Source organism: Streptococcus sp. NLN76 (assembly GCF_015686645.1).
Taxonomy (GTDB): Bacteria; Bacillota; Bacilli; order Lactobacillales; family Streptococcaceae; genus Streptococcus.
This window is the reverse complement of record NZ_JADPMS010000003.1, coordinates 1-19,374: the sequence shown is the minus strand read 5'-3', so window position 1 is coordinate 19,374 and position 19,374 is coordinate 1. Positions and strand designations below refer to the sequence as shown.

Here is a 19,374-nt window from a genome sequence, read left to right as displayed (position 1 = left end):
AGGAAAGAAATCCATGGAAAGCAATAAAAGACAAAAAACAAAAAAGGTCCTAGAAAATGCGATGGTAAGGCTCCTTTCAGAACAACCTTTTGACCAAATTACGACGGTCAAACTGACCCAGGAAGCGGACATTAGCCGGTCTAGTTTCTATACCCACTATAAAGACAAATTCGATATGATTGACCATTATCAAGATCGTCTCTTCCATACCTTAGACTATATTTTTGATAAACACGTTGGGCATCTGGAGGCTACCATTACAGAAATATTTGATTTTCTTAAAAGAGAACCCCTTCTCGCTGCCCTTCTCTCAGAGAATGGAACACAAGAAATTCAACAATTCATCCGGAAACGTCTCCAAGTACTCTTAGAAAATGAATGGCAGGGCCGCTACAGTCGCAAACTTTTTCAGGATAAGGAAAAGAAATATGCAGCCATCTACCTTTCTAACGCCTTCCTAGGTGTTTACCAGCTTTGGATCGCCCAAGGGAAGAAGGAAAGCCCTCAAACCATGGCACGATTTTTAATGAAAATGTTGAAATTCAGTGGAATCGAGGAATAAGATCTCTATAAAAGGACTAGTAGCTACAACTACTAGTCCTTTTATAGTCTTCTACTCAAGAATGCCCATGTTTACGGGAATACTCGTCTGCTGCTCCTGCGATAGCCCCAAACACAAAGGGAATCGTAATCAGAGCTGCACCCACTACTAAGGGATTTACAACTCCACCTTCCAAGGCCTGTAAGTCGGTTTGATTTAGTTGTCTCTTCATGGGGACCTCCTATGGAATCATTGCATTAACAAGGCTACGACCAAAATCACGTCCCGTTTTGTAAATCATCGCCCATGTTTTGCCAATTGCACTACCTGCTTCACTAATATAACCAGCTCCCCCAGTAATGGATTGCAAATCCACTACATCAATGACCTGACCACCAGCACAAGTCGGAACTGGTCCCAAAGGTCCGCTTGGGTATGGGTAAGGAAAACCTGGAACCAGAACCTTACCTGGACACCAGCTTTGACTACCTCCCTGGATAGTCGTTGTCTCTACCTGTTGAATCGTTGCCATCTTTTTATCCTCACTTTCTTTCTTTTTTGGGGCCCTCATCTTTTAATTCGAAAGAAAGAAAAAAAATTAACGATTCCGATACATACGATGGCTCAATTCTAAAAGGTCGGCAATCAACTCATCATGGTCTTGAATAAGATTGTAAAGACGATCTTGACTCAGAACACCGCATTTATAGTCAGCAGGCAATTCTTCCTGAAGCTGCCACCAGTCTTCGCTAGCATAATACTCTCGGAGTAGGATGTAGTCTTGATAGACCTTCTGAAAAGCCTCTAACTCCTCGTTAAAGGCTTCAAAACGAGGAAGAAGACGTTCATAACGTTCCTCCATTTCCTGCAGCTGTGTGAGCTTTAAATCTTCCATAGACGACCTTTCTTATGTGAACTTTGTCTTGTAGTAGAGTTAGATCTGAAGAGAGACTTTTCTAAATTTAAAACAGGGTTAGTTTGTCACCTCTCACTTCATTATACCACCTCGCTGGCTTTTGATAGGTATAAAAAAGATAAGCGTCCGCACACCTATGGGTGACTCGAAGGCTTATCGTCTTCATTCAGTATATCCGATTCTAGCAGAACACACAAACACTTAATGCTAACCTAAAAACACCCCATCACCTCCAGAGAAAACCTGCTTCATGGGCGTTAGTCCGCTTCCGCTTTCAGCATATATAATTTATCAGAGTAATCAAACTCCTAAAAACAGGAAATCTGTGGAACAAGTTCTCAAAAGAGGCAATACATTCCCTTCATTCTATTTTTAATAAAAGAAAAAGCCCGTAAAATCGGACTTTCTCCATAGTAAGCTTAAAATTAAAGCATTTTGTTGTACTGACCTTATTTTTTTAGTTTAAGAACTCTATACAAAACCTACTAGGTACGGCATTTCTAACAATCTCCTTTTAAGTACAGATATAGAATTGCGAACCTGTGGGGTAGTAAAAGGGGTAGTAAATTTTTACGAGTTCAGTAGGCAAGAATGGCGTGGCGATCAGCTACGCTTTTTTATTGCCTAAATCAAGTATAACACAATCATTTTAGGGTCAAAACTGACAAAATCCAACCTGTTTTTGAGTCTTTTCGGCTAAGTGAGTCCCAGCAATCCAATTCAACCAAATCCCAGCAAACACGCGCCCGACTGTGTTTATAGAAACACGGTCATTTTAAAATACTGTGGAAAATCCATAGGGGGGGAGGGTTGTGCGCGTGGGATTCAGATATTTCCGTAATCGACCCCACCACCGGTGGCGAAACAAAATTTCAACTCAATTTTTTTTCAGGGTGGGGGTATTCTGTTACCTACTGCGTTCTACTGTGACCGTAATGTACTAGCTTGGTTCGTCAAGTTATCGGTGAGTCCGTATTTCACGGAGTCATCTTCATAAATATGTCTGATTGACCTGCCGTAACAATTTGTGACGTCAGCTTATCATAATTTAGATACTCTAACGGCGTGCTTACTTAGTTCACCCACCTTCTACAATCCCCCTTATTCGTCCTGTGTGGCGTTCTAGTGTTCTTCGGGATAATCTTACCAGCTAAGCTCTAACGCTTTAAAATGGCATGGTCTCGTTCGTCTAGTGCGATTCTGTGACGCGTGAGTTGGCAACGCGATACCATTGTTCACCATATCCTAACAAGCGTACTTGAAACTACTCTTGTCAGTTCTATAAACTCACCCACCCAGCAACTCCGCCAACTCCTCAATGGCTCTAGTCCTAGACCTCTGTAACGTGGCTTTGCTGACCCGTAAAGACTTCGCTACTTCGTCCCAGCTATGGCCGTTGATGTAGAACAATCTCATAACCATATTATCCAGCGGATCAGTCAGCAACTCAAAAGCTTCCCTCAATTCCCAAGATTCATCCAAGCACGCGCCATACTCGTTTCTTAATTCGTCCAGCCTGTCAATGGTATTGATGGTTCTATCCTCGGCGGTGTTCCTGTTGCTTTTGCCTTTGGGTTGATTCTCAAACTGCTGGGAAGCTATGGGGTTACTCTCCAAGTATTCAATCTCCCTTTTGATTTCTAGCAACCGTTCAGGCATTTTTTTGAGTCTGTTCAATCTAGCTTTGATGTCAGTCATAGGATTCCTCTCTTTACACTATTCTACCACTGTCATCGTCCAAGTCCTCCAAGCCATAATGCCATGCCTTTATTCATGTACTTATGGAACTTTCTCCAGCGATTCAGATAGTCGGGCCATCTCATCCACTTGGGGCGTTTTGGAAAATCGTCATAATCAACGTATCCTTTTGGCGGTTTAAAATTCGGCTCTAGCTTTCTGATTTCCTTTAGTGCCATATCCCACCAATATTGGCAATCTGTTTTAGTTCTGTTCCGTGTCTGTCTATAGATCCCTCGGCATTCACCGCAAGCCATTGATCCTACAACCCCATACAGTACCCGTCTACGCGTATCACAATCGGGACAAACAAAATACCATCGCTTACCACCATAGTTTGCTGGTCTTGACTCCAGCGGTATGTACTGACTACCCAAAAACAAGGATCCAGCTTCTAAATCGATTTCAAACAGTTCACCATCAACATAGCCTTGGGCGCGTGGATTCTCCATCATATTGGTAAATTGTTCTATGGTTAGCTTCATCATCACTATATACCTCCAAATGCCCAACTATGTAGGCAAAAAGGTAACCCATTTTTTGGCTACCCTGCTTTGCTATTGGTTAGGCCTCACCGTCTGCGTACTGATGTAAGCCATCATATTCCTGCTCTGTATCAACGGACAACAATGTCAGCAATGCCCCTTCCTCCATGTTTGATAGTGAGTTGTAGGCTGTATCATGATCCAATGGGATTGGGTTATCTGATAAGAGTCGGTCAATATAATCTAGTAAATCAATTTCATATAAGGCGACCAATTCCATCAGGTCATCTTTTTCTAACTGATACAGTTGGCCAATCCGTTCTTTTACGAAACGGGCTTCAATATCACCCAAGGCGTTGTTATTTCTAAATGTTGTTAGTGTCATGTTGTTACTCTCCTTTATCTTGCATGTTTAAACTTTTCTTCTGGCTTGGTCTTTGACGACCATTTGACTAGGGTAGTTCCATAGGGGTTTTCATCCTCTGGGGAAACCACGCTATAACCTACCACTTCATGAAACCATTCTGGATTTCCGTAGATGTCGTTGTTTAAATCGTTTGTGCGTTTGTATTCTTTGTAAAAAATCATGTTCTATTTTCTCCTTTGCTGATTTTAGAACACTTCGGAACATTTTAGAACACTTAAAAAATCAAGTGTTCCATTTTTGTTCCTTGCCCTATCTATCTTTAGAACACTTATACCACTTAGAACAGTAAATATATAAAGTAAACAGAAAGAATATAGAAAAGAACGAAAAGACAAGAAAATCAAAAGATAAAAATTTTAAATGTAAATTTTTTAAAAAAAGTGTTCTTTTCGTTCTAAGCGTTCTAAACCCTTGATATATCAACGTTCCTAAGAATACCGCAAGTGTACCCTAGTGTTCTAAGTGTTCTATTTTTTATTTTTCGGGATATGATACCCTCTTATTTTTGCGCCTTTTTCCCTCTGTTCAGGTCTATCTCTTTGAGAGTTGTAAGTTTTTTTGGCAAAAAATGGCCTATCTTCTCTAGGGGAAAATCCTTTTGGCAATTGGTGTCCTGCTGGAATGTTCATCACCCCAACCCTCACCCCTTCAGGTAGGTTCTGTTTTAATTTCTTATGAAAGCCCATTTCTGTACTATATTCATTGATTTCGTTGTACTCCAGATACTCTTTGAAACAGTAATACACAAAATCATTGGGGAGAAAATAGCTGACCAATCCATCCGTAAAGAACACACTTGAAAAACCAATCACTGGGTTTATTTCCTTATGGTGTTCTGACAGAATTTCTTGGGATTTCGCTGGGTTGATGTCCTCGGTCGGTGTTTCTAGTGCCAACTTGGCTAGATACTCCAAAACTTCGGGTCTGTTGATGTAATCATCCTTGATAGCTTTGTTTGGGTTGTCTTTAAAAACCTTGGTAAAGGCCAAAATCCTAAACCGTCTATCAATAGCAGAACGATCTCCCTTCATAATCGGCAAACCATTTGACGACTGTACTACGGTCACATTAAGGCGTAAGCTATAAGGTTTCAATCCTTTTTCCTCAATGGTCATGATGTCGCCCGTAACCAAGCTAAACATTTCGGAAGTATCTTTGATAGTTGCGTCCTGCTGGATGTCATCACCGATAACCAAGGACTTACCCAATAGAATTGATTTGGCAAAACGGCTATCCTCCAGCCCTGTGATTTTCAAACTCGCAACGTTATCCATCCCGACTAAGTTCATAAGTAACTGTTGGAAAGTCCCTTTACCTGTACCACCTTCACCATATAACCAAAAGATTTTCCGCAAGGATTGACCTGTAAGAGTTGCCCGAATGATTTGGATAGCAAGCCTGTACAATTCTTGATCACCGTCAAACAGTTCCAAAAGCCAAGCTGTGGGCTTCCAACCGTTGATAGTTGGTTCTTGTGCTTCTCGGTTGTAACGTGTGTCAATTCTACGGGTGACTGCGATTTTGTGGGTTGGTTGGGAAAATGCTCCTGTCACACTGTCAAAAAGCTGGTCGCCAATAACCGTGTAATCGTGAGCAATCGGCTTCATGGGTGACTGCCTAGCGATTTTGTAAAGTACGTCCTTGGCCTGTGCTTCGGTTAGTTTTGGCGTAATGATGGCCATGATGTCCTGTAAAAACTCATTATCTTCCTCCCAAACTCCCCTATCAGGGTGATAGTAATACAAGGGAGACCGTTGCCCTTTGGCTTCGGGCTTGACCCGCATAAATCGAATATACTTGCGTAACATGATGGCAATCCCCAGCGGTTGCGTTGGTAAGGCTTCTTTCCCTGCTTTCTCTCCAGCTATCTCCGCTTTTGCTTCAATTTCCTTACGCCTTAATTCTTCGTGTGGATCTTGTTTAGTCTCTCCTGCTAAAAATGCTTTGATGTCATCCTCTAGTTCCGACAACTTCAATTTGACTTCAGGGGATTCCATGTACTCCTTATAGGCTTCATCATAAGCCTGTTCACGGATTTCCTGACAAATATCAAACATAACCCCACGGATATTTTTAAACGTTTCAAAAAATAGCGGTTCTTCATTCTCACGCGCTTCAATGATTTCGTTTTCTAGTTCTTTCAAGTCCAACCCTGTGTACTCTTCGGGTTCAGTACCTGCGGTCTGTTCAGTTGATTCAGTCCCTGCGGTCGGCTCTGTTTCTCTCTCTTGGGCTGTGTTTTTGATTTCTTCAAGTTCAAATTTCATTTCTTCAGCGATATTGGCCACCTCTCTTTCTGTATTCTTTCTTTGCGATACTTTCAAAAGTACGGTCTAACTCTTTTAGGGGTAAAGGGTCATCAGTCACATTGTTAGCAATCTTGGCCAACTCATAGGCTTCTTCAAGGGTTGCATCCACACCTCTACTAAATAGCAAACCTACAAATCTTGTCAGTGCTATATTTCGCCCACCTTCACCACCATAGCCATTGAAAAGCGTGTAGACTAACTTCATAGCTGCCGTTCTTTGTCCTGTTGCTCTCGGTCTGTAATCGGTTCTAAAATCTTGACCCGTTGCGCGTGATCCGTTTCCTGCTGGCGTGACTGGATAATCAAGTCCCCTTTCCACAATTCTAGGAAAATCCTTGGGGTGACCTCTCACCACTGGGAGACCTTGCAACTGTGACCATACTAAACTAGCTGGGTCATACGGGAGACCAATCTTTTCAGCGATTTCACCCACGGCCTTTTTATAACTGGCTTCATCCATATTGTGTGACGGCTTCACTACAAGCCTGTACCTTGGTTTTTCAGGGGTATGGCTGATAGTTGGGTAAATGATATAGCTATAACCAAATAGCGCCTTTCTCGCCAATTCTGGGAAGTCTGTGCCTGCTTCTAGGTCGTCATAGTCTAAGAAAATCAAATCCCTATAGATAAGATTGTCATTATTTCGCTTATAGCTTCCGTTTTTCTCCGCTTTGACCGTACCACTGATACAGTAAGGCGCTTTGGTTCGTTTCCACTCCTCAAGGTCTACGCCATCAGGGACTTGGATAATGGGAAAGTTTGCGATATATTCAAACACTCCCAATTCTTCGGATTTCTTTGACGGGTATAGTAAAGGGGAATATCCCCTTGCTTCGTAAATAGTCATATCCCACCTCACTTCACCGCCAAAAAGTTATATACGTCCGATTTTCGGTAGTAGATTTTCTTACTAGATTCAAATGGGGGCTGGTATTGCTTTAGCCCCTTTTTCTCCCATTCCAACATGGTTACTGGTGATATATTCAGTTTTTCCATCAGAACTTTTCTAGGGATCAAATCCCAATTGTCTAACTCCTGCCGTTCCAACTCAAGGCGCTTGTCAAGGTAGTTCTCAATAGTCTGTAATATGTCGCGTTCTAGTTCTTCGCTAAATACTTTCATTTCCGTACTCCTCCAGCAATTCATCACGGCGATTCAGGTCAGCCATGATAAGTGTATCTAGGCGTTTGCCTTCCGCTTGGTGTTGCGCCTGTAACTCTCTGATACCTTCCAGCCGTTCTAAGTTGTCCCGTGGAATGTAATAACCGCTATTGATTCCACGTTTTGCGACAATCGGGACACCGTACTTGGTAATTAAACGGCTGACCATATCCCTGACACCTCTTTCGGTCATTTCTAAGATTCTAGTTACTTCCTGCGTACTGATAGGCCTGTCACTTCCTACGGGGATCAATCGCAACAATCTGATTTCGATGTCTGTCATTCAGTACCTCCCTTTGACAAATCCGCCAACTCTTTTGGTAAGACTTGGAACAGTCGCATAATCAAGGCAAGATTTCCCTGTGCTTCTTCCAACAAGAATTTTAGTTTTTCACTTTCTGCTTTGCCATCAAATTCAACCCAACCGATATGTCCATTTGGTAAACTGAAAGCCTCTTGTGTCCCCTCTGCTTCACCAACAACGGCGATACTTTCATCAAGTTGCTTATAAATCTTTTGTAATAACTCTTCAAGGGTATACCGTTCGTTTTCATTTGTTTCTTGATTTGAGTAATTGATTTCGATACCTTTAATAGTTCCGAATGTGATTTTTTCATCTTCAAAATTTTTCATCATTTTTAAACTCCTATAAATCTTCTTTCTACCATTCCGCCCGTTGGATTCCTAGACGGATATAATGGCCATAATCGGGGTTTAAATCCATTGGGGTAGATTCTTCCACGGTTTCGGGTTTCGGCTCGTCTAGGCTGATTCTAGTCGGTCTGTGTTTGAGTACCAGCCATAGCAAAACCAGCAGAACCAAAATGGCTACCGCTTGCCCTGCTGGTGATAAGTTTAGTTCTGTGATCACGCGCCTACTCCTTTTCTTTTCTAGCTAGTTCCTTGGCTCTTTCGAATTCACCAAGCGCCAAATCCAAGTACCAAATGGGGTTATTGATGTCTACTTTATCGGTGTGACCCTGATTCAATAACATATACTTGGCTTTTTCAATCCGCCCTACTGTATTGTTAAGATTGATTTCAACCGCTGATAAGTCCCCAAGGTTCACCCTGATAATTTCTTCATGAAAATGCTCCATCATGATTCTTATAAGTCGGCTAAGGGAATGCCCTAACTCTTTATCTAGTCCGCTGACTTGGGTGATAATTGATTTTAATTCATCATGGATAGCGTTTTTTACTGGGGTATATTCCTTTTGATCATTCTCAAATTCAATTAGTGTTTTTCGGTTTTTTGCTTTCATAGCTTTCGCTCCTTTTAAGATGGCCGGAAAGGCCGATTTTTGTGCTATAATTAAATAAATCCAATAACCTAAGTCCCTTACAATAACCTTGCCTACGTTATTTGTGATTTTGGTTTTGATTTTACTTTTTGTGTTGACTCATTGGCTGATTCCCAATGGGTCTTTTTTATTTTGGGTTTTACTATACGATCAGATTTTTTTTACTTATTCCGCTCTAGTTAGTTTTGGCGATAGTTGCGGAATAGTATTCTTTGGTTATAATCTTGTGTTCGTCCAAGATAGCCCGTAAGGCATAAGCTGGGACGGCCACGGTTTGTGGTGACTTAAATTCATCAAACTGCTCTAAAACTTCCAAGACTTGACCAACGCTATTTATTAGCCCGTCATAGTCTGTCAGAATGTCATAGGGTTGGGGTGTTCTTTTGTCTGTCATTGCTTTCCTCCTCATAGCCCACTTACAAAATTATTCAAACGCCCAATCAGTTCCACCTTTTCGGCGCGTGTGCTGGATTCTTGGATAGCTTTGGCCAAGGTGTCAATGTAGTTGTTTTCTGCTTGTTCTAAGGTTGGGAGCGATTCAATAGATGGTTCTGCTCCAGCAGGTTCATTGATAGCTTGCTCCATAGCGTGGAAGTATTCGATATAGTGGGCGGTGAATTTGATTCCTTTTTGTCCTGTCATCTTGTTAGCGATCAACTCGCAACCCTTACGGCTGACCCAATACAATTTATAAGCTCGTCCGCCATCTTCTGCTTGGTATGTGTCTTCTCTAAAATACTCTTCAACCCGCATGGTTAAGCCATAACGCAATTTTGCGTTTTGCTCATCACTCTCTAAAGCACTGATATAGTTTTCAATATCTCGCAATAGATCCGCATGTCGTTTTTCCACCCACTCCGCTACCGAACGGCTAGAAAGGTAAACAGTTCCATCATCTAGGGTCATGCTCATGTCGGCTTTTGCGACTTGTTCAGTAAACAGATTTTCAAAAAGGTTTGTCTGAGTCTCGCGACCATTCAGGAAGTTCATAACGTGATAGGCATTCATGGCGGTTGGCTTGCTAAATCCTTGAAACCAACTTGATAAATTATGCTCATGGATTCCGATAATTTCCGCCATCTCTGGAATGGTGTAACCATGGTCATCTTTGGCTTGCCGTAACTGCTTAATCAAATCAATAGCCGTCTGATCGCTGATTCGTGCTGTCGGGGTTGTCATGTTGCGACTAGCTAAAAAGATCTTTAGGCGGTCGGTTGCTTCTTCCGTTGGTAAATAGGTTTTGTCAAACCATTTGTAAATAGTTGGTGTTGCTACTCCGATTTCGTTTGCGATTTCTTGCATTGTTTCCTTTGATGTCTCACGGTATCGTGATAACAGCTTAATCAATGCCCGTTTAGTGTCTTTGCTACTTGTCATGTTTCGATTCTCCTTTTTGTGTTTGTCCAATAGATCTAGGCTTTCATTTCAAATGCAACCTTCCCTAAGACCGTTTGTTCCTGTTGTAAATTGCCTTTGAAACGCTGATAGGTAGGCCATACCGTTCTTTGACCGTCATAAGTTCTACAGTATCATCAAGAATTTGCTCCCTGTCCTTCAACATGGCTTCACTCATAGCATTCTTTTTGACCATCTTCGGAAGTCCGTATAAGTTGGATACTGCCTTATTAGCAATGGTGTTCGCTTTGATAAGGTCAACCTGTTGCGCGTGTTCTAGGCCATCGCTCAAGCGCTTCATGGCTTGCTTTTGATGTTCCTTGTCCAACATTCGAAAGACTTCGAACCCTTCTAGTCCTGTCGCTTGACGTAAGTTCTTGATCACTTCAAAAACCCAAGACTTAAACGCTTTGGCTTCTTTCTTGCGACTTGAAAAAATCGTCTCATAGATACCAAACTCGTTTACTATTAGCATTTCTTGCATTCGATTCTTGCTATCTTTTATGGGGTGGTTTGAAACGACCTCATCATCTAAACGGCTTTTGACGTATTTTGTTTTTAGTTCTAAGGCGTTAGCAATATCAGCAAGCACCGCCCACCATTCGCCTTCACGGTCAACAAACCGAATGGGATAGCCGTTCCATTGTTCTGTTTTCATGGCGTTCCTCCTAACTAAAAAATAACTCGTCAATGGTGATATTAGGCTCAATAGCCCGAACCATGTCACGGATTTTCAGCTTTTCACGGTCATTAAACTGGGTCTTCCCCGTCTCTTTGCTACTGTAAGCCTGCTTGGTAATTCCGAGGATTTTACCCATGTCCGCCTGCGTATGCCCCAGCATAACCCTGTACCCTCTGAGTTTGCTCATTTGTCGGCCTCCTTCTTTTAAAAATTCCCTCCCCATAGGTTGAAAGGTGAAAGGTGTTGGGGAGAGCAGAGCACAACTTTATTGTGCTCGATAAGTATCGTACACAATAAAAATATGTTTGTCAATGATTTAAACACAAAAAACACAAAAAACTTGTACTTAATCTATTTTTTTGTGTATAATCTTCTATGAAAGGTGAAAAATATGAACAGGTTGAAAGAATTAAGAACAGAAAAAAAACTAACTCAAAAAGAGTTAGCGAAAAAAATAGGCGTACACTACAGGACGCTTCAAAATTGGGAAACCAATGAAACCCAAATCAAACCCGACAAGGCTCAGATACTTGCTGATTATTTCGGTGTTACCGCTGGATATTTATTAGGCTACAGCGATGATTTCTTCAACAACGAAACAAAAGAACTGGATAAACTTTTAAATAAAACAGTAACTCTTGAGGACGGAACTCCTGTAAATCGGGAAGACTTCCAAAATATTATGGTTGGCACAGAAGATGATGAAACTTTAGTAAAATTCGGTAAGCTAAAATTGATTAGTATAATGGGACAAGCTCCTTCTGAGATATGGGACAGTTTGAACGATGATGTCTTTAGAATGCTCGCAGTCGCACCCTCCGAATATATCCCTTTAGTTGCTTTGTGGTCTCTTTTATCGCCGAAACAAAAAACAGCTACACTCAATCTTATACAATCTTTTAATTTTGAGGAAGATAGTGATTAGCAGACTTCCCACCTTCCGAGGATACCCATATTAAAATCTTTTCCGTCATTGGCTCAGACCGTACCATCTAGCACGCGCCCAGCGGATCAATTCAATAGCTGTGGCTTTCCAACTCCTTCCCTTACAATCTACCACCCAAGACGCTAGACAGCCAAATAGGCATGTTCTCGCTTAAAATTTCATGATACCTAAGTCCTTTTCAATAACCTTGCCTACTGTAGAAAGGAATATCATGAAAATCAATCAAATCAAAAAGAAAGACGGATCTACCGTCTACCGTGCTAGCGTGTACTTGGGAATTGATTCCCAAACTGGAAGAAAAGCTCGTACCACTGTCACCGCAAAAACTCAAAAAGCGGTCAAGGTAAAGGCTAGGGAAGCCTTAAACGAGTTCGAAAGGAATGGCAACACAACCAAGAAACGGCAAACGGTCAAAACCTACGCAGACTTGGTGGCTCTTTGGTGGGATAGCTACAAGGATACAGTGAAACCGAACTCACGCCAATCCATGGAAGGGCTTGTTCGACTTCATCTACTCCCTGTATTCGGTTCTTACAAATTGGATAAACTGACAACGCCTGTCATTCAAAAACAAGTCAACGAATGGGCTAGAAAAGCCAATAATGGTGTGGCTGGGGCTTATGCCAACTATAGCTTTTTAAACAATATCAATAAGCGGATTCTCCAATTCGCCGTCACTTTACAATTGATTCCATTCAATCCGACAAGGGAAGTCATTATCCCTCGTAAGAACCAAAATAAGGAAAAGAAAATCAAGTTCTTTAGCAATTCAGAATTAAAATCCTTTCTGAAATACTTGGAAGGGCTAGACCTATCTAGTTTTGAAAACCTATTCGACTATACCCTGTACAGATTCCTGCTTGCTACGGGTTGCCGTATCGGGGAGGCTCTTTCTTTAGAATGGTCGGACGTTGACCTTAATTCTGCTTCAATCAATATCAACAAAACCCTAAATAGATACATGGAAACCAACCCGCCTAAATCAAAAGCTGGGCTACGGATCATTGATATAGATAGTGATACCGTGACCATGTTGAAAGAATACAAGAAACGCCAGCAAATGGAAGCGTGGAAACTAGGGCGGACTGAAACGGTTGTTTTCACACCATTCGTTAGAAAGTATTTTCATGCTTCCTTTATCAGGAAACGCCTGAAAACTCATTTTGATTCTGCTGGTGTTCCTGATATTAGCTTTCACGGATTCCGTCATACCCATGCAACCATCATGTTATATGCTGGGATAGAACCAAAAGACTTACAATACAGACTTGGGCATTCCAACATTTCAATAACCTTAAATACCTATGTTCATGCAACCAAGGAAGGCGCAAAAAAAGCCCCTTCAATCTTTGAAAGGGCAATCAATGATCTATAATTTTAGTAAAGGGTAGTAAAAAGGGTAGTAAAGTCAAAAAAATACGGTTTAGAAAGTCGCTCTAAACCGTATTCTAGTAGGCTTTTTAAGCCAAAATCACTATCGAAAATATTACAACATTTTGTTGTAGAATTCAACGACAAGAGCTTCGTTGATTTCTGGGTTGATTTCATCACGCTCTGGTAGACGAGTCAATGAACCTTCCAATTTTTCTGCATCGAAAGATACGAATGCTGGACGTCCAAGAGTTGATTCAACTGCTTCCAAGATTGCTGGAACTTTAGCTGATTTTTCACGAACTGAGATTACTTGACCAACTTCAACGCGGTAGCTTGGGATGTCAACACGTTTACCATCAACAAGGATGTGACCGTGGTTAACGAATTGACGAGCTTGACGACGAGTTGAAGCCAAACCTAGACGGTAAACAACGTTGTCCAAACGACGCTCCAGAAGAAGCATGAAGTTGAAACCAAGGATTCCGCCTTTGATTTTTGTAGCTTGTACGAACAAGTTACGGAATTGTTTTTCACCAACTCCGTACATGAAACGAAGTTTTTGTTTTTCAGCCAATTGCAAACCGTATTCTGAAAGTTTGCTGCGATTGTTTGGTCCGTGTTGTCCTGGTACGTAGTTACGACGTGCAAGCTCTTTACCAGTTCCTGATAGAGACAAACCAAGACGACGAGATTTTTTCCATGATGGCCCTGTATAACGTGACATATAAATGTCCTCCTCTAAAATAATGTTTGAGGAAATAGTCACTTGAAAAATCCTGATTCGTGCAGGAAACCTTCGCCCAAACAGCAAGGGTTACTTACTGGGACTTCCTGTTGACGAGCTTCATATTTTTCTGCTGCTATTTCACACGTCCTCTATTGTAGCATACCAAGGCTCCCCTGTAAAGTTTTTATTTTTTGAAAGAAAAGAAAAAGATAACTACAGCCACTAAGCTAAAACATATCCAGGTCAAAGCGCTACTATAGACCGCCAGCGTTGAGAAAAAAAATGTACCGATAGGAAGAGACAGAGTGAAAAGAAGTCCAATAAAGTGATCACTTTGCGCCAAAGTCTCAGAAGGAAGATGCTCCATCATCAAGGCATCTAATTTGGGAGTGAGCTTACCCATGAGATAGGCCGCCCCGAATAGGAAAGGGAAACCAAGCCATATCGCTAGCCCCAAAACATTCAATAATCCAATTACAATAAAAAGACTTGCATTAAATTGTAAAATAAAAGAAAACTCCTGTTTTGAAAAAAAGTCATGGGGTGTTAGACTCCCGATGATAGCCCCTAAAAGAAGAATGAACTCCATCACTAAAAGCGACTCTCCATAGGTTAAATTGAATAGAGTATGCTCCATGAAGTAAAAATGATAAATACTGCTAACAGAGCCACCTAGTGCGTTTAAAATCAATATAGACAGGAGTAGATAAGCAAAGTTACTTGTACTATGCTTTCTAAATATATCTTCCATTTGCTTATACATTTCCCCAAACTGTTGGAAAAGAGACTGCTTCTTACTATTAGAAATAACGGTTTGATGTGTTAGTTTTTCTTTATTTCTCCAAAGAAGAAGGGAAGAAAGGGCGAAACTCATAGCATTGATAAAGGCAACAAAGGTAAAATTATTATCAGAGAGTGTTAGTAAACAGATACCTAATCCTTGTCCAAGAATATTGGCCAGATAGGTCGAAAATTGAGCAAAGGAATATGCCTCAAATAAATCTTCTTTAGCAAGATTATATTGCATGATAGGCAAGCGAAGACCTGCAATGTAGTCGCTAATTAGATCACTCAAAAAATTGAGGATACAAACCACCGAAAAAACAAGAAAGGTTTTGTTCCCAATCATTACAGCAATCAAGGTAAAAAGACCCGCTTGAACCCAACCTAAATTAATCATCCATTTAGCTTTTTGTCGCGTCTCATCGGCCTTTACTCCAACCCAAAATGTAAAGATAGTCGGGACTATAGCAGTCATATTTGCGAGAAAGACAGCCCAATTGGCTTCAGGGAGTGTAGTTGCATAAATTACAAAAACCAAATTATACAAATACGAACCTATTGAGTTCAGTAGGCGTGATGCTGTAATCACACGGTAAAAGCTATGCCTAAAAACTAAATGCACGCGGTATCCTCCTTCCTAATTTCTGAATATTGATGAGCCACAAACAGATACTCTGACTGCAATTCCTCGTCACTTTTTGCCAAAATGCCACTACTAATAATCAATTCTCTAGCGGTATAAAGATAGGCGTCTTTCTTTGTGTAGGTATACAATTCTAGTAGCACTTGAGCTATGCCCAACATCCCATACAAAAAGCTTCCTGACTGAGCATATTCCATATTCAAAGTTTTTGACAATTGAATAATCTCATCATAATATTTCTCAAAATCAATATACATCAGACCTAAAATAATTCCAGCTGTTCCATTGAATAGATATGGTGATACGCTCACATCTGAGATCCTCACTCCTTTCAGATGATTATCCACGGTTACTAAATTATCCAACACCGACGTGATACACCTATCTATAACTACTTGATCGTAGTCTATTGATTTCAGATAAACGAGTAATCCCATAACACCATCCAAACCAAGTCTTTTTTCTTGAGTTAACACTGAGTAGAATCTTTTTTTATCCTGTAGGACTTCCTTGTAGTTTGAGAATCTTTCCTCCTGAAGTTGAACAAATTCTAAAAGGTCAAATCCTAGGTGAGATGTGTTGCATTCCGAAATATGAATCAGCTGTTTCGTATTTGAGCGTTTCAGGGCATAAATACGATTCTGAATTAAATACAAAGCTGTTTCTATATCTGGATTTTCACCTAGTAAATATTGAATCAATTCATCAATGTTCGTATGTATTTTTTTTTGTAATAATAAATTGTTTACTTCAGGTAGTCGATTTCTTTCGTCCGTCAACTGCAATCTTCCTAATAAATAAAGTAGGGTATTGCCAACCTTATAACAATCTGCTATCTTCCCATTAAGTCTGTTCCAATTCTTCAAAGACACATCTGAATAAATACCAGTATGAGGCTTTGTTCCATCAATATATGAATTTTCAAAATCAATAAAATGAACTTCCTTATGATTGTCTACAATGAAATTGCTTGGATGAATATCGTGTAGAATCACACCTTGTTTGTGAAAATGATAGACAGTTTGAATAATTTTGGTAAATATAGTGAGAAGTTGCTTAAAATGATTCAAATTTTTATCTACGTTAGACGAAAAATAAGAAAAGAGATTTAGATTATCACAGAATGTTACAAGATCCTCTCCGTCTATATATTCATAAATATAGTAATAGTTGAGCCACTCTTTCACTTTTTCAATTTTTCTAACTGAAGACCTAAAATTTTCAAGTATATTCCACTCATTCTCTCTCAACATTTTCTTCTGTATTTCTTCAAAAACATGGATGTAGGGTCTACTTTCCTTTATAACAACATTTTTTCCATTATCCATTCGTTTAGCTTTATATACGTTTCCACCATTACTCTGCTTTATTAAATTTTCTATTTCATAGGTATTACCTAAATAAGATGGTTTAAAAACTTGCTTTTCTTGTAAATCTTCAATCCAATTAGGTAATTCAAAATAGGTTCTTTGGAAATCCTGCCATATTTTTCCATCAGAACAGATTAAAGTCGGAAGACCATTTATGAGCTTGTCTTTATCAACCTTGATACAGCCGTACCGGTAAAACAAAATATTCGAATCATAATAATTCCGATCACTAAGTATATAAACACCTTCTATATTTGAAGGAAGGAGATCATAGAGTTCATTTAAAATCTCTATACAATGATTTCTGTTCTCAGGGTATATTGTAATTAATTTTCCAGATTCAGAAGGAGATTCCTCAGTCGATAAATTAAATAAAACATCTTCTTTATCTTTTATATATTTAAAGGAAATATCCCTATCTATTAAAAATGGAATAGTCCTTCTATAAATTTCCCTATAGTTTTCCCAAGTACCTGAAATATGGATTTTAAAGCCAAATTCTGGCAGAAGATACTTTGAACTATCGTAATAAGTAAACATTTTTATTCTCCATCCTCTAATACAAGAATATTCGGATATTTTTCTGGATGTTTTCGAATCTTCTCTACTTTTTTTTCAATAAAGCGTTCAAACCTCGCTTCAAATGATGTTGTTTTGGAGTATTCCTTTGAATTAAATTCACAATACTTGGTAAAAGTTGGCTTCCTCATATTATTCTCCCTAACAAAATATTTCTTCTAAATTTAAAATTAGAGTAAAATGAACACTTTTAATTCAATCAAAGTGTTCATCTCCTTCTCTATTATTCTAATCAACCAATCTTACATCTATATGTAAGAACTAGAATTTGTGATTGAGCTTGTAATTTATTTGCATCACGAACAAATTGTGTCATCTGTTTTACCTCCTTTATGTATTAAAAAGATTATAAATTTTTATTCCAATATTTATAAAAATTGGAATATTTTCTTATCCCTTACTTGAGAAAAATAAAAAAAGAGCTAACCTACCTCCATTCTTAACAGAGATGCCAACTCTTTTTATTAGTATCTAATAAAATATATTCAGACTCCTTAAACACGTCCTTGATCGCTAGCATATTCGTTTATCTAGAATGTTCGTGAGCACTCTCGGCCCTGTAAAACAATCCCCACTAGATTCCCTATTCATCCATAGGAACTATCGTGAATATCCCGAATTTAAATTAAATGAGTATAGCTTACCAAAATCAACGATTGTCATTTATTCAAATATCTCAAATGAAGTTTTCGAGAATTGAGGCATAATATTTTGCACTTTCACTACAATCTAAGATGTTTAAAATTTCAACAGCTTCTTCCATCTTCTTAAGACCTATAGCTTCATTTCCTTTTATCCTATCATGGGCCCCATCTGCAAATCTATATACAATTCGAAGATAAGTTTCATTTTCTTCAAAAAAATTTTTTCGAATCTGTTGATCAAAGTACGCTGCCTTAACTAATTGCTTAGAATCAATCGCTTTAAAAAGTCCATTTAAAAGTATGGTTTGGACATAGTTTCTATTTTTAGGCATAGCACCTAAGTAGTCCACTTTTTGCAACATCTCACGACAATATTGATAATACAGATCTAATGGTAGGAGAGGGGCTATGTCCGAAAATAAACGCAATTCAAACTCTCCCCAAATATCAATGAAAAACAAGTAATCATACAATACTTCAAGATCTAAATTGGTAACTTCAAATTCTGGATCTAATATAACAAAATGAGCTTTAATAACGAGAGCATTTAACAGGTATTTTTGATCTTCTTCCATTCGATAATTCAGAAGTTCTAATTCGTACAGAGTTTGCAATTGAGACATGTCTCTAGACTCTATTGCTTTCCATATTTTGTCTTGAAGTTCATTATAAGGGGTCTGTTTAAAGCCATTAACAAGAAAGGTAAATTCATCTAATTCTGTATGAATATTTTCAAGGGCAGTTAAAAGTTTCGATATAGTCAAATCAGATTCCCCTTTTTCAAATTTACTTAACATCGAATAGGAAAATTCCCCACCCGTAGCATCTTTTAAAGAAATCTTTCGACTTTGTCTTAGCTCCCTAAAAACTTCACCCATATAATTCATATTACATCTCCTTGATTGTTTCAGTAGGATCACATTATCACTATATATTTTTAAGTCAGAAATTGTCAAGAAGTATAATAGATTACGACTTAGGAGTCATGTATACTCTTTTATACTCATTGGATTTTGAAATCTGACTTTGTCAAGCCTCTTTGATGAACTTTAGTTCTATCTTCATCGGCTTTCCTCGTCATTTTTTTGAAATCCCGCTAGTATTCTGATTTTGAAATCAGTTAAGTATTAGTTTGTCTTTTATTACTGTGTTAGCTCGTCTTGCCGTACTTCATTGAAACTTTCTTCAAAAGTTTTATCAGTAATCTCAAAATCTCCCTCAAGATTTTTCTACCATTTGTCAACCATTTTTCTAAAAATAGGACAATTTATTTGGCAGATTGATGCCTGCTGAGCCTAGTTGTGAAGCAAAGAGAAGGGGATTTTGTGTCAAGGCCTTGAGCGTATGCGTG

General features: G+C 39.3%; 25 protein-coding genes. 3 read left to right on the top strand and 22 right to left on the bottom strand.

Features of this window, described 5'->3' with window-relative positions; translation table 11 throughout:
• Positions 1–13 precede the first annotated feature (13 nt).
• On the top strand, positions 14–562 hold the full coding sequence (locus I1A59_RS01000; protein WP_196090963.1) for a TetR-like C-terminal domain-containing protein: 549 nt from the start codon (positions 14–16) through the stop codon (positions 560–562).
• Positions 563–617: 55 nt separating this feature from the next.
• Here I1A59_RS01000 and I1A59_RS00995 read toward each other — a convergent pair whose 3' ends face one another.
• The 18 genes from I1A59_RS00995 to I1A59_RS00910 all read right to left on the bottom strand — a co-directional run bounded on the left by I1A59_RS00995 (position 618) and on the right by I1A59_RS00910 (position 11,144).
• Entirely contained in the window at positions 618–773 is a 156-nt protein-coding gene (locus I1A59_RS00995; RefSeq protein ID WP_196090962.1) for a hypothetical protein, read from the bottom strand.
• Positions 774–782: 9 nt separating this feature from the next.
• Positions 783–1,073 carry a hypothetical protein gene (locus tag I1A59_RS00990; protein WP_196090961.1) on the bottom strand — a complete coding sequence of 97 codons (291 nt, stop codon included), beginning with the start codon at positions 1,071–1,073 and terminating at the stop codon, positions 783–785.
• A 66-nt stretch (positions 1,074–1,139) separates the two neighbouring features.
• Positions 1,140–1,436, bottom strand: a complete 297-nt coding sequence (locus I1A59_RS00985) for a DUF4298 domain-containing protein (protein WP_196090960.1) — start codon at positions 1,434–1,436, stop codon at positions 1,140–1,142.
• A gap of 1,308 nt (positions 1,437–2,744) precedes the next feature.
• Positions 2,745–3,155, bottom strand: a complete 411-nt coding sequence (locus I1A59_RS00980; protein ID WP_196090959.1) for a DUF1492 domain-containing protein — start codon at positions 3,153–3,155, stop codon at positions 2,745–2,747.
• 32 nt (positions 3,156–3,187) lie between these two features.
• Entirely contained in the window at positions 3,188–3,682 is a 495-nt protein-coding gene (locus tag I1A59_RS00975) for a hypothetical protein (protein WP_196090958.1), read from the bottom strand.
• A 76-nt stretch (positions 3,683–3,758) separates the two neighbouring features.
• The gene (locus tag I1A59_RS00970) at positions 3,759–4,064 is read right to left on the bottom strand and encodes a hypothetical protein (RefSeq protein WP_196090957.1); all 306 of its coding nucleotides are present in this window, start codon (positions 4,062–4,064) and stop codon (positions 3,759–3,761) included.
• A gap of 14 nt (positions 4,065–4,078) precedes the next feature.
• Positions 4,079–4,267 carry a hypothetical protein gene (locus tag I1A59_RS00965; protein ID WP_196090956.1) on the bottom strand — a complete coding sequence of 63 codons (189 nt, stop codon included), beginning with the start codon at positions 4,265–4,267 and terminating at the stop codon, positions 4,079–4,081.
• Positions 4,268–4,573: 306 nt separating this feature from the next.
• Entirely contained in the window at positions 4,574–6,163 is a 1,590-nt protein-coding gene (locus I1A59_RS00960) for a phage/plasmid primase, P4 family (RefSeq protein ID WP_247644748.1), read from the bottom strand.
• 214 nt (positions 6,164–6,377) lie between these two features.
• Positions 6,378–7,262 (bottom strand): primase alpha helix C-terminal domain-containing protein, encoded by an 885-nt coding sequence (locus tag I1A59_RS00955; protein ID WP_196090955.1) that lies wholly within the window; start codon positions 7,260–7,262, stop codon positions 6,378–6,380.
• An 8-nt stretch (positions 7,263–7,270) separates the two neighbouring features.
• Positions 7,271–7,537 (bottom strand): DNA-binding protein, encoded by a 267-nt coding sequence (locus tag I1A59_RS00950; RefSeq protein WP_196090954.1) that lies wholly within the window; start codon positions 7,535–7,537, stop codon positions 7,271–7,273.
• Entirely contained in the window at positions 7,524–7,745 is a 222-nt protein-coding gene (locus I1A59_RS00945; RefSeq protein ID WP_247644747.1) for a hypothetical protein, read from the bottom strand. Before I1A59_RS00945 ends, I1A59_RS00950 begins: the two co-directional genes overlap by 14 nt.
• A gap of 110 nt (positions 7,746–7,855) precedes the next feature.
• Complete coding sequence (locus I1A59_RS00940; protein WP_196090952.1) at positions 7,856–8,212, bottom strand: hypothetical protein; 357 nt, start codon at positions 8,210–8,212, stop codon at positions 7,856–7,858.
• Positions 8,213–8,237: 25 nt separating this feature from the next.
• A complete protein-coding gene (locus I1A59_RS00935; protein ID WP_210766416.1) occupies positions 8,238–8,447 on the bottom strand; it encodes a hypothetical protein in 210 nt (69 codons plus the stop codon).
• Positions 8,448–8,451: 4 nt separating this feature from the next.
• On the bottom strand, positions 8,452–8,841 hold the full coding sequence (locus I1A59_RS00930) for a hypothetical protein (protein ID WP_196090951.1): 390 nt from the start codon (positions 8,839–8,841) through the stop codon (positions 8,452–8,454).
• Positions 8,842–9,055: 214 nt separating this feature from the next.
• On the bottom strand, positions 9,056–9,274 hold the full coding sequence (locus I1A59_RS00925; RefSeq protein ID WP_196090950.1) for a hypothetical protein: 219 nt from the start codon (positions 9,272–9,274) through the stop codon (positions 9,056–9,058).
• 11 nt (positions 9,275–9,285) lie between these two features.
• The gene (locus tag I1A59_RS00920; protein ID WP_196090949.1) at positions 9,286–10,257 is read right to left on the bottom strand and encodes a Rha family transcriptional regulator; all 972 of its coding nucleotides are present in this window, start codon (positions 10,255–10,257) and stop codon (positions 9,286–9,288) included.
• Positions 10,258–10,321: 64 nt separating this feature from the next.
• The gene (locus I1A59_RS00915) at positions 10,322–10,933 is read right to left on the bottom strand and encodes a BRO family protein (RefSeq protein ID WP_196090948.1); all 612 of its coding nucleotides are present in this window, start codon (positions 10,931–10,933) and stop codon (positions 10,322–10,324) included.
• 10 nt (positions 10,934–10,943) lie between these two features.
• Positions 10,944–11,144 (bottom strand): transcriptional regulator, encoded by a 201-nt coding sequence (locus I1A59_RS00910; RefSeq protein WP_196090947.1) that lies wholly within the window; start codon positions 11,142–11,144, stop codon positions 10,944–10,946.
• A 204-nt stretch (positions 11,145–11,348) separates the two neighbouring features.
• Between I1A59_RS00910 and I1A59_RS09565 the strand changes: the two genes are divergently transcribed.
• Positions 11,349–11,882, top strand: a complete 534-nt coding sequence (locus tag I1A59_RS09565; protein WP_247644746.1) for a helix-turn-helix transcriptional regulator — start codon at positions 11,349–11,351, stop codon at positions 11,880–11,882.
• Positions 11,883–12,114: 232 nt separating this feature from the next.
• Entirely contained in the window at positions 12,115–13,278 is a 1,164-nt protein-coding gene (locus I1A59_RS00900) for a site-specific integrase (RefSeq protein WP_196090946.1), read from the top strand.
• A gap of 111 nt (positions 13,279–13,389) precedes the next feature.
• Here I1A59_RS00900 and rpsD read toward each other — a convergent pair whose 3' ends face one another.
• The 4 genes from rpsD to I1A59_RS00880 all read right to left on the bottom strand — a co-directional run bounded on the left by rpsD (position 13,390) and on the right by I1A59_RS00880 (position 18,910).
• A complete protein-coding gene (rpsD, locus tag I1A59_RS00895; protein WP_135035848.1) occupies positions 13,390–14,001 on the bottom strand; it encodes a 30S ribosomal protein S4 in 612 nt (203 codons plus the stop codon).
• Positions 14,002–14,188: 187 nt separating this feature from the next.
• Positions 14,189–15,409 carry a transporter gene (locus I1A59_RS00890; protein WP_196090945.1) on the bottom strand — a complete coding sequence of 407 codons (1,221 nt, stop codon included), beginning with the start codon at positions 15,407–15,409 and terminating at the stop codon, positions 14,189–14,191.
• Positions 15,400–17,340: a kinase gene (locus tag I1A59_RS00885; protein WP_196090944.1), complete on the bottom strand. Its 1,941-nt coding sequence runs from the start codon at positions 17,338–17,340 to the stop codon at positions 15,400–15,402. Before I1A59_RS00885 ends, I1A59_RS00890 begins: the two co-directional genes overlap by 10 nt.
• Positions 17,341–18,055: 715 nt before the next feature.
• Positions 18,056–18,910 (bottom strand): Rgg/GadR/MutR family transcriptional regulator, encoded by an 855-nt coding sequence (locus tag I1A59_RS00880; RefSeq protein ID WP_196090943.1) that lies wholly within the window; start codon positions 18,908–18,910, stop codon positions 18,056–18,058.
• Positions 18,911–19,374 lie beyond the last annotated feature (464 nt).

Bases quoted from the DNA above. Each gene is read 5' to 3' on its own strand.
- I1A59_RS00925 (WP_196090950.1), bottom strand. From the start codon at position 9,274: ATGACAGACAAAAGAACACCCCAACCCTATGACATTCTGACAGACTAT.
- I1A59_RS00990 (WP_196090961.1), bottom strand. From the start codon at position 1,073: ATGGCAACGATTCAACAGGTAGAGACAACGACTATCCAGGGAGGTAGT.
- I1A59_RS00910 (WP_196090947.1), bottom strand. From the start codon at position 11,144: ATGAGCAAACTCAGAGGGTACAGGGTTATGCTGGGGCATACGCAGGCG.
- I1A59_RS00945 (WP_247644747.1), bottom strand. From the start codon at position 7,745: ATGGTCAGCCGTTTAATTACCAAGTACGGTGTCCCGATTGTCGCAAAA.
- I1A59_RS00885 (WP_196090944.1), bottom strand. From the start codon at position 17,340: ATGTTTACTTATTACGATAGTTCAAAGTATCTTCTGCCAGAATTTGGC.
- I1A59_RS00975 (WP_196090958.1), bottom strand. From the start codon at position 3,682: ATGATGAAGCTAACCATAGAACAATTTACCAATATGATGGAGAATCCA.
- I1A59_RS00995 (WP_196090962.1), bottom strand. From the start codon at position 773: ATGAAGAGACAACTAAATCAAACCGACTTACAGGCCTTGGAAGGTGGA.
- I1A59_RS00960 (WP_247644748.1), bottom strand. From the start codon at position 6,163: ATGTTTGATATTTGTCAGGAAATCCGTGAACAGGCTTATGATGAAGCC.
- I1A59_RS00880 (WP_196090943.1), bottom strand. From the start codon at position 18,910: ATGAATTATATGGGTGAAGTTTTTAGGGAGCTAAGACAAAGTCGAAAG.
- I1A59_RS00980 (WP_196090959.1), bottom strand. From the start codon at position 3,155: ATGACTGACATCAAAGCTAGATTGAACAGACTCAAAAAAATGCCTGAA.
- I1A59_RS00950 (WP_196090954.1), bottom strand. From the start codon at position 7,537: ATGAAAGTATTTAGCGAAGAACTAGAACGCGACATATTACAGACTATT.
- I1A59_RS09565 (WP_247644746.1), top strand. From the start codon at position 11,349: ATGAACAGGTTGAAAGAATTAAGAACAGAAAAAAAACTAACTCAAAAA.
- I1A59_RS00920 (WP_196090949.1), bottom strand. From the start codon at position 10,257: ATGACAAGTAGCAAAGACACTAAACGGGCATTGATTAAGCTGTTATCA.
- rpsD (WP_135035848.1), bottom strand. From the start codon at position 14,001: ATGTCACGTTATACAGGGCCATCATGGAAAAAATCTCGTCGTCTTGGT.
- I1A59_RS00915 (WP_196090948.1), bottom strand. From the start codon at position 10,933: ATGAAAACAGAACAATGGAACGGCTATCCCATTCGGTTTGTTGACCGT.
- I1A59_RS00970 (WP_196090957.1), bottom strand. From the start codon at position 4,064: ATGACACTAACAACATTTAGAAATAACAACGCCTTGGGTGATATTGAA.
- I1A59_RS00940 (WP_196090952.1), bottom strand. From the start codon at position 8,212: ATGATGAAAAATTTTGAAGATGAAAAAATCACATTCGGAACTATTAAA.
- I1A59_RS00955 (WP_196090955.1), bottom strand. From the start codon at position 7,262: ATGACTATTTACGAAGCAAGGGGATATTCCCCTTTACTATACCCGTCA.
- I1A59_RS01000 (WP_196090963.1), top strand. From the start codon at position 14: ATGGAAAGCAATAAAAGACAAAAAACAAAAAAGGTCCTAGAAAATGCG.
- I1A59_RS00900 (WP_196090946.1), top strand. From the start codon at position 12,115: ATGAAAATCAATCAAATCAAAAAGAAAGACGGATCTACCGTCTACCGT.
- I1A59_RS00930 (WP_196090951.1), bottom strand. From the start codon at position 8,841: ATGAAAGCAAAAAACCGAAAAACACTAATTGAATTTGAGAATGATCAA.
- I1A59_RS00965 (WP_196090956.1), bottom strand. From the start codon at position 4,267: ATGATTTTTTACAAAGAATACAAACGCACAAACGATTTAAACAACGAC.
- I1A59_RS00985 (WP_196090960.1), bottom strand. From the start codon at position 1,436: ATGGAAGATTTAAAGCTCACACAGCTGCAGGAAATGGAGGAACGTTAT.